This window comes from Hippea maritima DSM 10411, assembly GCF_000194135.1.
GTDB classification, from domain to species: Bacteria; Campylobacterota_A; Desulfurellia; order Desulfurellales; family Hippeaceae; genus Hippea; species Hippea maritima.
The window spans coordinates 701,586-714,370 of the sequence record NC_015318.1 but is presented as its reverse complement, the minus strand read 5'-3'; the positions used below and the strand labels follow the sequence as shown (position 1 = coordinate 714,370).

The 12,785-nt window shown below is 36.6% G+C and carries 11 protein-coding genes; 1 reads left to right on the top strand and 10 read right to left on the bottom strand.

The window, feature by feature from the left end:
* Window positions 1-29: 29 nt before the first annotated feature.
* The 10 genes from folD to HIPMA_RS03640 all read right to left on the bottom strand — a co-directional run bounded on the left by folD (window position 30) and on the right by HIPMA_RS03640 (window position 9,170).
* Entirely contained in the window at window positions 30-872 is an 843-nt protein-coding gene (folD, locus tag HIPMA_RS03685; RefSeq protein WP_013681726.1) for a bifunctional methylenetetrahydrofolate dehydrogenase/methenyltetrahydrofolate cyclohydrolase FolD, read from the bottom strand.
* A complete protein-coding gene (locus HIPMA_RS03680; protein WP_013681725.1) occupies window positions 872-1,762 on the bottom strand; it encodes a DNA integrity scanning protein DisA nucleotide-binding domain protein in 891 nt (296 codons plus the stop codon). The genes folD and HIPMA_RS03680 overlap by 1 nt, the downstream gene beginning before the upstream one ends.
* Window positions 1,716-1,910 (bottom strand): hypothetical protein, encoded by a 195-nt coding sequence (locus HIPMA_RS03675; protein ID WP_013681724.1) that lies wholly within the window; start codon window positions 1,908-1,910, stop codon window positions 1,716-1,718. Before HIPMA_RS03675 ends, HIPMA_RS03680 begins: the two co-directional genes overlap by 47 nt.
* A 1-nt stretch (window position 1,911) precedes the next feature.
* Window positions 1,912-3,429 carry a 2-isopropylmalate synthase gene (locus HIPMA_RS03670; protein WP_013681723.1) on the bottom strand — a complete coding sequence of 506 codons (1,518 nt, stop codon included), beginning with the start codon at window positions 3,427-3,429 and terminating at the stop codon, window positions 1,912-1,914.
* Window positions 3,404-4,141 (bottom strand): CDP-diacylglycerol--serine O-phosphatidyltransferase, encoded by a 738-nt coding sequence (gene pssA / locus HIPMA_RS03665; protein WP_013681722.1) that lies wholly within the window; start codon window positions 4,139-4,141, stop codon window positions 3,404-3,406. Before pssA ends, HIPMA_RS03670 begins: the two co-directional genes overlap by 26 nt.
* A complete protein-coding gene (locus HIPMA_RS03660; protein ID WP_013681721.1) occupies window positions 4,138-4,791 on the bottom strand; it encodes a phosphatidylserine decarboxylase family protein in 654 nt (217 codons plus the stop codon). The genes pssA and HIPMA_RS03660 overlap by 4 nt, the downstream gene beginning before the upstream one ends.
* On the bottom strand, window positions 4,775-5,791 hold the full coding sequence (gene ilvC, locus HIPMA_RS03655) for a ketol-acid reductoisomerase (protein WP_041324301.1): 1,017 nt from the start codon (window positions 5,789-5,791) through the stop codon (window positions 4,775-4,777). Before ilvC ends, HIPMA_RS03660 begins: the two co-directional genes overlap by 17 nt.
* 18 nt (window positions 5,792-5,809) lie before the next feature.
* Window positions 5,810-6,292 carry an acetolactate synthase small subunit gene (ilvN, locus tag HIPMA_RS03650; protein ID WP_013681719.1) on the bottom strand — a complete coding sequence of 161 codons (483 nt, stop codon included), beginning with the start codon at window positions 6,290-6,292 and terminating at the stop codon, window positions 5,810-5,812.
* 13 nt (window positions 6,293-6,305) lie between these two features.
* Window positions 6,306-7,997, bottom strand: coding sequence for a biosynthetic-type acetolactate synthase large subunit (ilvB, locus tag HIPMA_RS03645; RefSeq protein ID WP_013681718.1), 1,692 nt, complete (start codon window positions 7,995-7,997; stop codon window positions 6,306-6,308).
* Window positions 7,998-8,096: 99 nt separating this feature from the next.
* The gene (locus HIPMA_RS03640) at window positions 8,097-9,170 is read right to left on the bottom strand and encodes a DUF763 domain-containing protein (RefSeq protein WP_013681717.1); all 1,074 of its coding nucleotides are present in this window, start codon (window positions 9,168-9,170) and stop codon (window positions 8,097-8,099) included.
* 138 nt (window positions 9,171-9,308) lie between these two features.
* Between HIPMA_RS03640 and HIPMA_RS03635 the strand changes: the two genes are divergently transcribed.
* Window positions 9,309-12,743 carry an EAL domain-containing protein gene (locus HIPMA_RS03635; protein WP_013681716.1) on the top strand — a complete coding sequence of 1,145 codons (3,435 nt, stop codon included), beginning with the start codon at window positions 9,309-9,311 and terminating at the stop codon, window positions 12,741-12,743.
* Window positions 12,744-12,785 lie beyond the last annotated feature (42 nt).

The following is a 12,785-nucleotide window of genomic DNA, read 5'->3' as shown; positions in this document are numbered from 1 at the left end:
ACCTTTTATTAAAAGTTTTGCAATAAAAATTATTTTTCTTTTAACTTAACCGACAGAAGAGTATTGTAAAGCAGCATGGCTATCGTCATAGGGCCAACACCACCAGGCACAGGGGTTATGTAGGAGGCTTTCTTGGATACATTTTCAAAATCTACATCACCTACTACTTTACCATTAACCCTACTTATGCCCACGTCTATGACAATAGCACCCTCTTTGACCATATCCTCCGTTATTAAAGACGGTTTACCTACAGCCGATATAACTACATCAGCCTGTTTTGTTTTTTCCTTTAAATCTTGAGTATAAACATGGCAAACCTGAACAGTTGCATTAGCATTCAGAAGCATCAAAGTCATTGGTTTACCTGTAATATTCCCAGCTCCAACCATTACAACATCCTTGCCTTGTAGCTCTATTGCATATTCCTCAAACATCTTCATAATACCCAAAGGTGTACAGGAGCTAAATAAAGGATTGCCCCTTGCAAGCCTGCCTATGTTGTAAGGATGAAAACCATCTACATCTTTAGTATAATCTATAGCCTCAATAATGCGCTCCTCCCTTATATGGGAAGGAAGGGGCAACTGAACCAATATGCCATGCACCATAGGGTTATTATTTAGCATCTTTATAACATCTATAAGCTCATTTTCCGTAATCTCTGCTGGCATCCTGTGGTTGATTGAGTATATACCCACCTCTTCGCAGGCTTTTGTTTTCATATTAACATAAACTTGACTTGCTGGATTATCACCTACTAAAATAACAGCCAATCCAGGTATTACACCCTTTTCTTTTAAAATTTTAACCTCTTTTTTTATCTCTTCTTTTATCTTTTTCGATAGCGCTTTACCATCTAACAAAACCATCAGCTCACCTTTTCTATTCTTGTTATTATAGACCCGTTCCTAAAGATAGTAACATCACCCGTTGATTCAGATACAACTATACTTACGGCATTTGTTACGGCTGTTATAGAGGCCGCTGCTATATGTCTTGCACCCAATCCCTTGGGTAGATCTTCAACCGACGCAGAAACCGAGATGTAAGCACCAGCAGTCTCCACAACGCCATTACAATCTATCACAATAGCACCATCAAGTAAACTGTATTCTTTCAATGTATCGTCAAGGTTTGCCTTTAAAATATTTCTTTCATCAGGAGAATAACCCTTAAACGGATTAAATATCATCTGCTTAATATTTTCAAGCACCTTTTCTTTATCACCTAAAACAAAGATTGCTCCAACGCTTTTGCCTTCTCTACCCTGGTTGGCAAGCTCAAGAGCCACTCTTAATACCCTTTCAAACACTTCAGGCTTGACGGACTTCTCTAAGTCTATATCCCCTTTAAAACTTAAAAGTTCTTTCTCTTTGGATATATCAATAAACATCAAAGTATCAACTCCACTAGATGTCCCGCTTAGAGCTATAACATCATCTTCCTTAGATAAAATACCTGAAGATGTACACATCATTAAAGCTATCTTTATTTTATTTACCCTGTTAAAGATAATGGATGGAACCTTTATTATTTGACCTATTTTCTCGATTTGCTCTACAATTTCGCCGTTTTCCTCGTATTCATCTTCTTTCATTACTATTATTTTCTTTACTCCATTATTTTCCTTAAAAAGCTCATCATCCTCAATGTAATCCGCGATATCTTGATAGTATGCAATTAGAGTTACTTTTTGTAGCGTCTTTGCTATCTCAAGAGCTTTGTTTAGAATTGTCTTTCTTGCTTCTGGTGTTATCATTATCTTTTTTCTTCTCCTTAATTTTTAAAGTAATATCAAAAGTAAAATCTGGGCAGTGGAGAGCAACACTATCACCAGATGAAAATCTTTTAGCACATGTTGCTCTCCATGCACAAACACTACAACTTATTAATTTATCTTCAGGCATCTCACATTCTCATCAAAGCTTTATTTATTGCATCCAAATAAGCTTTTGCCGAGGCTTCAATAACATCTGTCGATGTTCCTCTACCTATAATAGTCGTATCTATACTTGGGAAGTATACTTTCACAGTAACCTCACCTATTGCATCCTTACCCTCTGTTAAAGCCTGAATATCGTAGCTAATAAGTCTACCCTTGACATATGTAATCCTCTCAAGGGCCTTAAATGTAGCATCAACGGGACCATCCCCTAAAGCAGCATCTTCAAACTCCTCACCGTTTTTTACAAGTTTAATTGTAGCCGTAGGTGATGCGGCATTTCCAGCCACAACCTGCAGAGAAACAAGTTCATACACCTGAGGTATAAGTTTAAATTTATCCTCAATAAGCGCCATTAAATCTTCATCGTATATCTCTTTCTTCTTGTCAGCCAACTTTTTAAACTCAACAAATAGATCATCTATTTGTTCTTTAGTTAGGTTATACCCAAGCTCTTTTAGTCTTTCCTCAAGACCGTGTCTTCCAGAATGCTTACCCAAAACAAGTTTGCTTGTATCTATACCCACATCCTCCGGTTTCATTATCTCATAAGTGCTTTTCTCTTTTATCACGCCATCTTGGTGTATACCGGCCTCATGAGCAAACGCATTCTTTCCAACTATAGCCTTATTTCTCTGAACCTTTAAACCAGTCAGTTTGCTAACCAACCTACTTGTTGTATAGATCTCTTTTGTGTTTATATCAGTATAGCAATCTTTATAAAAATCAGCTCTAACCTTTAAGGCCATAACTATCTCTTCTAAGGCAGCATTGCCAGCGCGCTCACCTATACCATTTATCGTGCACTCTACCTGATTTGCACCAGCTAAAACAGCAGAAAGTGAATTGGCCACAGCCATACCCAAATCGTTGTGGCAGTGAACACTTACAACAGCCTTGTCTATATTTGGAACTTTATTCAATATATAATTTATAAGATCATAGTACTCTTGAGGCGTTGTATAGCCCACAGTATCTGGTATATTTATTGTACCAGCACCAGCATTTATAGCACCTTCAAATATCTCACATAAATAATCCCAATCACTCCTTGTTGCGTCCTCAGCAGAAAACTCCACATCGTCTGTAAAGTTTCTTGCGTATTTAACAGCATCTATAGCTGCTTCTTTTACAGCCTCATAGCTCATTCCAAGCTTTTTTTCAACATGCACAGGGCTTGTTGCAATAAAGGTATGAATCCTTTTTCTCTTTGCATTCTTTAGAGCTTCTGCCGCTGCCTCTATATCCTTTTTCACTGCCCTTGCAAGCGATGCAATTATTGGTTTTTCGAGAACCTTTGAAACTTCTGCTATTGACTCCTTATCGCCCGGACTTGCAGCAGCAAAACCAGCTTCTATTACATCTACACCCAACCTTTCAAGCTGTTTTGCTATCGCTACCTTTTCATTTATATTCATGCTTGCACCAGGTGATTGCTCACCATCCCTTAAGGTAGTATCAAATATTACTATCTTCCTGCTCATAAGCCACCCCCCTTTTTGGTTTAATCAACTTATATAGATACTCCACAGGCCCAGAAAGCATATATCCAACAACAAGAGCCGGTATAAATATGTAAGGTTTAAACACTATCAGAGAAATAATAATAACTATTAGGGCAAATATTCGAATTGATATGGTTTTATCGGTACTTGCCTTTTTCATGCTTCTGTATTTTAGAGGGCTTATCATTAAAAAGGCGAGTATATACATAGTAACCAAAAATAAAACATTGTATTTATGTGAATTTATTCCGAACTTTATAAAAACCAGCACAAAAGCAGCAACAACACTTGCACCACCCGGTATAGGTAGTCCTATAAAACTATCCCTATGCGTTGTCTGAACATTAAAACGGGCAAGCCTCAAAGCACCGCATATCATAAACAGAAAAGCAGCTATAACACCTAAACGACCAAAATCTTTCAAAACAAACACATACATAAGAAACGCCGGTGCAACACCAAAACTTACAAGATCACTTAACGAATCGTATTCAACGCCAAATTGACTTTCTGTATGTGTAAGCCTAGCTACTTTACCGTCTAGGTTATCAAATACTACAGCAAACATGACTACCCAGGCCGAAAGCAAAAACTTACCAGAATGTGCAAGCAAAATACTATAAAAACCAGCTGCTAAATTTAGGCTTGTAAATAGATTTGGTAAAATATAAACGGCTTTACTGCGTTTCATTTAAACAGCCCCAAAACTGTCTTTCCCGCCCTAACCTTCTCTGATAAATAGACAACCTCTTCGAATTCATCTTCAATGTATACATCGACCCTTGAACCAAACCTTATAAGACCTATGATCTCTCCACGTTTTAACTTATCATTTGGCTCTTTATACACCGCTATCCTTCTTGCCACAAGACCTGCAATTTGCACAACAACTATCCTTTTACCGCAAGCTGTCTCTATAAAATACGCATTTTGCTCATTATCCGTTGATGCTTTATCTACATTTGCAGGTAAAAACTTACCTTTATTATAGATACTATCCAAAACAACTCCGTCTGCCGGAGCCCTATTTATGTGAACATCAAACAGAGACATAAACACACTTATGCGTTTAGTCTCTTTCTTAAAAAAATAGCGCTCATAGGCATCGCCTATAAATACAATTTTACCATCTGCAGGGCTTATAAGGGCGTTCTTCAAAATAGGCGGCTGTCTTTTTGGATTTCTAAAAAAATAAAGACTAAAACCACCAAATAGAGCACCCGCTATAGCCAGACTCTTTAATCCAAACTTATAGAAAAGTAAAGATGAGGCTATCCCTCCTGAAATAAATGGATAGCCCTCTTTTGCTATAATATCGCTTTCTTTAGTTCTTAGATTCATCAATAGCCTTATTCTCCTCAATCCAAGGCATCATCTTTCTTAAACGCTGACCTACCTTTTCGATTAGATGATCTTTATCTTTTTTGAGCAAAGCATTAAATACAGTTCTTCCGCTCTTATTTTCTAACACCCACTCCCTTGCAAAGCTTCCATCCTGTATCTCTGATAAAATCTCCTTCATTCGCTGCTTTACGCTATCATCTATAACCCTAGGACCCCTTGTAAGATCACCGTATTTGGCCGTATTGGATATAGAATACCTCATACCCTGGATTCCGCTCTCATACATTAAATCAACAATAAGCTTAAGTTCGTGAAATGTCTCAAAATATGCCATTTCCTCAGGGTATCCAGCCTCAACAAGCGTCTCAAATCCAGCCTTAACAAGAGAAGTAACGCCACCGCACAAAACGGTCTGTTCACCAAAAAGGTCTGTTTCTGTCTCATCTTTAAATGTAGTCTCAATAACACCAGCCCTTGCGCCACCTATAGCTGCTGCATAACTCAAGGCCAACTCCTTGGTGTTACCAGAATAGTCTTGAGCCACTGCTATAAGCATAGGAACACCCATACCCCTTTCATATTCCCTCCTAACAAGGTGCCCTGGACCTTTGGGTGCTATCATCATAACGTTTATTGTAGGCTTTGGAACAATCTGCCCGTAATGTATATTAAAACCATGACCAAAGGCTATTGTATCACCATCTTTAAGATATGGCTCTATAGACTCTTTGTAAATCTCTGGCTGCAACTCATCTGGCGCTAAAATCATTATCACATCAGCCCATTGTGCAGCCTCGTGCGTTTCCATAACCTTCAAACCAGCATTCTCTGCCTTTTGCCAAGATTTTGAACCTTTTCTTAAACCTACAACCACATCACACCCAGAATCCTTTAAGTTGTTAGAATGGGCATAACCCTGTGAACCGTAACCTATTACAGCCACCTTTTTGGATTTTATCAAAGATAAATCCGCATCCTTTTCGTAGTAGACATTCAAAGCCATTGACCTTCCTCCTTATCTTTTCTTCTCTCTAATCATAGATACTTTTCCTGTTCTTGCAAGCTCTTTTATACCCAAAGGCTCAAGTAAACTCAAAATTGCATCAATCTTTTCAGAATCCCCTGTAACCTCTATTGTATATGAGTTATGTGATACATCAACAACCTTACCCCTAAATATATCAACTATCCTTAGCACTTCAGCCCTACTACTCATATCCGTATGCATTTTTATTAGAGCCATCTCACGCTCAACATAAGGGTCATCGCCATATTCTATCACCTTGATAACATCTATAAGTTTATTTAGCTGTTTTCCTATTTGTTCGAGAATCTGCTCATCGCCATCTGTTACTATAGTCATTCTTGACAAACCTTTTTCGTTTATGGGTGCTACCGTTAGTGACTCTATGTTATAACCCCTTGCAGCGAATAGATTTGCTATTCTTGAAAGTACACCAGACTGATTTTCAACTATAACTGAAAATATTCTTTTCATTGCCCCCACCCCTTTAAGTTAGTAGCATATTGTTAAGTGGCGCACCTGCAGGCACCATAGGATAAACATTCTCTTCCCTTGCTATAATAACATCCAACAAATAAGGACCATCGTGATTCTTAAGCTCTAAAAGTGCATCCTCAACCTCTTCCTTTTTCTTGATCCTTCCTGCTTTAATACCATAACTTTCCGCAAGCTTAACAAAGTCAGGCTGAACTTCTATATCTGTATTTGCATACCTTCGACCGTAAAACAGCTGCTGCCATTGTCTTACCATCCCCAGATAGCCATTATTTAAGATTATTGTCTTTACCGGTTTATTATAGGCCACTATTGTGGCAAGCTCCTGCTCGTTCATCTGAAAAGAACCATCTCCAGCAAAAACGTATACCGGTTTATCTGTTGCAAATGTTGCACCAATTCCTGCTGGAAATCCATAGCCCATAGTGCCAAGTCCACCTGAGGTTAAAAGCCTTCTGGGGTTTTTAAAGGTATAGAATTGAGCTACCCACATTTGATGTTGGCCAACCTCAGTTGATATTATTGGATCGTCATCTTTTGTTAATTTTGCAAGTAATTCTATTACGTACTGGGGTAGAATCTCCTCTGTTTCGGTATTGTATGCAAGTCTATGCTCATTTTTCCATTTCTCTATCTGTTCAAGCCACGGTTTTCTAACCTCTCTCCAATTAATAGAGGAATATTCATCAAATAACGGAAGCATCTCTTTTAAAACCAGCTTTGCATCGCCCACCAGTGGATAGTCCACTTTTATATTTTTACTTATACTTGTCGGATCTATATCTATGTGAGCAACTTTAGCATGAGGAGCAAATTCGCTAACCTTTCCGGTAACCCTATCATCGAACCTTGCGCCTACAGATATTAAAAGATCACAATATTGAATAGCCATATTTGCCCTGTATGTGCCGTGCATTCCAGCCATACCAAGACTTAGTTCATCATCCTCTGGATAAGCGCCAATACCCATCAGAGTTGTAAATACAGGAATATGAAGTTTTTTTGCGAGTTTATATATCTCCTCATGGGCACCCGACATAATAGCACCGCCACCAACATAAAGAAGCGGTTTTTTAGCCTGTGCTATAGCTTTTACCACTTTTCTTATCTGCTTTGGGTTTCCATGATAGGTCGGATTATATCCCCTTATATGAATACTTTCAGGGTATTCAAAATCGGCTTTTGCAACTTGAACATCCTTAGGAAAATCAATTAAAACAGGTCCCGGTCTGCCTGTAGTTGCTATATAAAAGGCTTTTTTTATTGTATATGCCAAGTCTTTTACATCTTTAACCAAAAAGTTGTATTTAGTGCATGAGCGAGTCATCCCAACAATATCAGCTTCCTGGAATGCGTCATTACCTATTAAATGTGTTGGAACTTGGCCTGTAAAAACAACTATTGGAATTGAATCCATGTAGGCAGTTGCGATACCTGTTACGGTATTAGTAGCACCAGGACCGCTTGTAACAAGCGCCACTCCTGGTTTGCCTGTAACTCTGGCATAACCATCGGCCATGTGGACTGCCGCCTGTTCATGCCTTGTCAGGATAAATTTAACATCATCCTGCTTGTACAATTCATCATGAAGGTCTATTATGGCACCTCCCGGTATACCAAAGAGGTATTCTACACCTTCCTTTTTTAAGCTTTCTATAAAAATTTGAGACCCTGTAAGTTTCATCACCCCTCCTTAAAAATTTGAGTTATGGATTAAGATAGCTCCCCCCTAACTTTGAAGGGATATTATAGAAAATTTAATTTGTTTATCAAGCGAAAAATATTAAATTAAGCGACTCAACCTCTTCAAAGCTTTTACTTTATCATAATAACCTATTTTTGCTTTTGAAACAATACTTTTTAGGGTTTCTATGCTTTCTGAGTAAACCTCTAAATTAACAGGATATGGATGACCGTCCTTGCCCCCATGTGCAAATGAAAACCGGGCAGGATCTTTATAAGATGGTTTATCACCATATACCACCTCAGAAATCAAACTCAAAGCCCTTAAGGTTTTCTCGCCCACACCCCTAATACCGAGCAGCTTTTCAAACGTATTCGGGGATTCATGTGAAATCCTAAGCAAAACCCTTTTTAGCCTTTTAACATCAAAATCCATTGTTGTTATGTAATGTCTTTTTGGCATATCCAGATAAGCTATATCATTAAGCTCTTTTTCTATGATGTTAGCTGGCATATTTAAAAACTCAACACTATCCTTCTGGGTGTTTAGGCTCTCTTTTGCTGTTAGGTCCAACACAAGCCCTTCCTTTTTCTGTGAGCATATAGCCTTATGGGGCTCTTCGGTAAAGCTTTCTATATCCCACAGCCAATGATATCGCCTTGCAAAAGATGTCTTATCGTTAAGCCCCTGCTGTATAACACACCATCTATTGTTTTTTGTGAAAAATATAACATGGTGATAGAGCCTATAACCATCCTGAAGGGCTGCATTATCCACCTTGGCGGCCATTTTGCTTGCATATTTTAGCCTATCACCATCAAGGGAAAACCTACCTGATACAATATCTATCTCATCAGGTGTTTTAATGGCCGTTTTGCCCTTACCCCCGGCGGCAAATACACCCAACTCGCTTGAGATGCCATTATTAAGTGCTACCTTCAAAGCGCCACAAACTGTGGTGGTTAAACCACTTGAATGCCAATCAAATCCAAGCAAACATCCAAACGACTGAAACCAAAAAGGGTCGGATAACTTTTTAAGAAAGCCATCCTGAGAGTACTCAAGAACCAACAGGTAAATTAACTGCTCCGATAATTCAACCATTTTATCAAAAAGCCACTTGGGAGCCTTACCACCATGAAGCGGTAGGTTTGTAATCCCCGTTCTTGCCATAACAGAAGAATATCACAAAGAAAGTCTGCTTGGAAGAAAAAGCCTTAGACTTTAACTATAAATCAAAGTGTAATATTCAGTTATATTAAGTTATATTAATTGTTGACAATATAGGTCAACTAAACATAAAATTTTAGCATGAATGTTACTGGAAAGACGACAGAAGAAGAAATAATATCTCAAGTTTTAAACGCTATAACAAATGTTGGCATAATCCTATACCAAAACGAGGGAAGAATAGTATTCACAAACAACACGATAAAAAAGATAACCGGTTTTGAATTTCAAGATCTAAAGAATGCCCATATATGCAATCTGATTGAAGAACCGTACAGAGATATATGTTTTAGAAATGTCAATAAACGCCTCAATGGAGAGAAATTCACAGCCTCATACAAAAACGTTAAGCTAATTACAAAAAATGGTCAACTCAAGACAGTTAACATATATACAAATACAATCCTTCTGGATTTTAAACCTATAGGCATAGTCATCATTATAGACTCAACAGAGGAGGAAAACCTAAGACAAATATACACAGCATTGAAAGACATCAATCAGCTGATTATAAAAGAACCTGAAGAAAGTAAATTATTCGAAAAAGCATGTTCTATCCTGACAAACATCGGATACAAGGCTGCCGTTGTTGCAAAAATAGAGGATAATAAAACCATAAAAATCAAGTACCATCCAGGCAAAGCCAAAGAATTTTTTAAAAACGTAGTGGCAAGCGTTGATGGTGAATCCCCTTCTGGCAAAGGCACTGCTGCTTTGGCCTTTAGGAATGGAGAGATAATAATAAACCCCGATACACAGACAAACCCCATAATGGAATTCTGGAGAAAAGATCTTCTTAAATATGGCTTCCTTTCAAATTGCGCCATTCCATTAAAAAAACACAATAAAATCCAATACATTCTTCTCATCTTTTCAAATAAAAAAAATGCATTTAAGAAAGAAAACCTTGAACTTTTAAAAGAACTAAAAGGCAATCTTGAGTTTGCCTTAACAAAAATAGAGAAGGATTTCTACATAAATCTTATAGAGAGGGTTTTAGATAGAATTGATGAAGGAGTAATAATAACCGATAATGATTGTAAAATAGAATTCATAAATAAAGCAGCAGAAAGAATAACGGGATTTGAGCTAAAGGAGCTACTCACTAAAACACCCTCATTTGTCACAGACGGCATTAATGAATGCACTCAAAAAAATCAAAAAATAAAAGAAAATGTTGTAAAAGCAGGCAAGTTTAATACTGAGACAACTATAATAAGAAAAGATAAAACCTCAATACCAGTTGAACTAACGGTAGTTCCCATACGCAAAGATAAAAAACTCATAAAATTCGTCAGTTTTATAAAAGATATATCATTAAGAAAGCTACAAGAAGAAAAGATAGCACAATTAAATAACCTTTACAAAACACTCTATCGTATAAACGAGATTATCATATCGGCCAAAGAAGAAACAGAAATTTTGTCACAGCTATGCGGCGTGCTGGTTGAAAATCTAAATGCATCTGTTTCATTCTCTATGGTAATATCAGAATCAAAAATCCATCTGACCCACATTGCATTTAAGAACGCTGAATTTGAAAAATTCATTTCTGAGCTAAAAACAACAATAAATAATATTGAGTTAAAAAAAATGAAATCAATAGAACCTCCATTTCTTAGAGCTATTGAGAAAAATCATATAAAAATATCCAAAGATATAGATAAAGACAAAAAGATATCAAAAATATTTAAGAAAATAGCCAAACTCTACAATATAAGAAGCTGTTTTGCTATACCCATAAGTATAGACTCCAAAGTCGTGGGATGTTTGGTTGCTACATTCAATAAAAGGCTGAATGTAGATAAACAGGTTTATAATCTTTTGAGTCAGATGAAACAAGATATATCTGCAGCCTTAAGTAGAATAAGGCAACAAAAATGGAATAAAATAATTTCAATAGCCCTAAATTCTGGTTTCTCTTATGTAGTAATATTGGACAGATACTTTAGAATAATTTATATGAACGAAGAGGCCTTAAAGGTTCACGGATATACTCGAGAAAAGATAACGGGTAAAAGGCATTCCATATTTTCATCAAAAACTCACGATAAGGAATTCCTATTAAGATTGGCAAAAACATTAAGAAAAGGCCAGATATTTAGCGACATATTCACATATAGAACAAAAGATGGTAGACTCATCGAAGGTTATACTACTATCATACCATACAAAGAAAACAATCGAATTCAATATTACATAGCTGTTGGAAAAGATATAACAAAAGAAAAGGAACTTCAAGAAAAACTAATCTTTCTCTCAAAATATGACAATTTAACTAAACTTCCTAAAAAAGAAGAGTTTATTAAACAGGCAAATAATATACTAAAACAAAACAAAGAGAATACTATATGCTGCATGGCCATAATAGACATAAATAATTGCTCATATATCAATCAGATTTATGGATATAAAACCGGGGATTTAATTATACAAAAAACAGCAACAAGACTCACTCAACTATTAAAAAACAACGATATAACAGGTAGGCTTGAGGGCGATAAATTTACCCTTTTAATAGAGAACCTACCATCAGAAGAGGATGCAGTAGTCAGACTGAACAATGCCTTAAATGAGATAGTAAAACCCATAAAACTTGAAAAGTCCACCATTATTCCAACCTTTTACATAGGAGCAAGCTTTTATCCATTGGATGGCAAAAATGCCGAAGAACTCCTGATTAAAGCTGAAGCAGCACTAATGAGCGCTAAACGCTCTGGAGAAAATGAGATAGACTTCTTCAGGGAGAAAATCCAACAAAAAGCCGTAAAAATAGTAAAGCTAAGAAACAAACTGCAAGAAGCCATAAAAAACAAGGAATTTACACTCTTTTATCAACCCTACTACGATGTCAAAACCCAACAGATAGCCGGGGCAGAAAGTCTTCTAAGATGGATTCACGATGGTAAAGTTATTCCTCCACTTGAGTTTATAGATGTTTTAGAAAATTCAAACCTAATCATGGATGTAGAAGAACAAATCATACAAGAGGCCATAAAAACAATTGCCTCTTTAAAAAGAGAAATTCCTATATCCATTAATATTTCTCCAAAAAGCTTCAAAAGAGATTACATAGTGCCATTCATCAAGGAAACACTTAATGAATACAATATTAGAGGCGAGCTCTTAACAATTGAAATAGTGGAGAGGGTATTTTTAGAAAATACAGAATACACAAAAACCATAATGGAGAGATTAAGAAACTTTGGAATAAAGATAGCTGTTGATGATTTTGGAACTGGCTATTCATCATTAACCTACATAAAAGAACTTCCTATTGATATTATCAAAATAGATATGTCATTTATAAGAAATATGGTAAGCAGTGAGAAAGATTTAAAGCTTGTTAAACTCATAATTGACATAGCAAGACAATTTGATCTAAAAACCATAGCAGAAGGTGTTGAGACACAGGAACAATTTAATATATTGAGGGAAATGGGCTGCAACTATATTCAAGGATATCTCTTTTCAAAACCACTTAACAAGGAAACATTCCAGAAATTGTTAAAATAAGCAATTATAAGTTAAAATCTTAATATAATTTGAAACTGATGG

Bases quoted from the DNA above. Each gene is read 5' to 3' on its own strand.
- folD (WP_013681726.1), bottom strand. From the start codon at position 872: ATGGTTTTGTTAGATGGTAAAGCGCTATCGAAAAAGATAAAAGAAGAG.
- HIPMA_RS03680 (WP_013681725.1), bottom strand. From the start codon at position 1,762: ATGATAACACCAGAAGCAAGAAAGACAATTCTAAACAAAGCTCTTGAG.
- HIPMA_RS03675 (WP_013681724.1), bottom strand. From the start codon at position 1,910: ATGCCTGAAGATAAATTAATAAGTTGTAGTGTTTGTGCATGGAGAGCA.
- HIPMA_RS03670 (WP_013681723.1), bottom strand. From the start codon at position 3,429: ATGAGCAGGAAGATAGTAATATTTGATACTACCTTAAGGGATGGTGAG.
- pssA (WP_013681722.1), bottom strand. From the start codon at position 4,141: ATGAAACGCAGTAAAGCCGTTTATATTTTACCAAATCTATTTACAAGC.
- HIPMA_RS03660 (WP_013681721.1), bottom strand. From the start codon at position 4,791: ATGAATCTAAGAACTAAAGAAAGCGATATTATAGCAAAAGAGGGCTAT.
- ilvN (WP_013681719.1), bottom strand. From the start codon at position 6,292: ATGAAAAGAATATTTTCAGTTATAGTTGAAAATCAGTCTGGTGTACTT.
- ilvB (WP_013681718.1), bottom strand. From the start codon at position 7,997: ATGAAACTTACAGGGTCTCAAATTTTTATAGAAAGCTTAAAAAAGGAA.
- HIPMA_RS03640 (WP_013681717.1), bottom strand. From the start codon at position 9,170: ATGGCAAGAACGGGGATTACAAACCTACCGCTTCATGGTGGTAAGGCT.
- HIPMA_RS03635 (WP_013681716.1), top strand. From the start codon at position 9,309: ATGAATGTTACTGGAAAGACGACAGAAGAAGAAATAATATCTCAAGTT.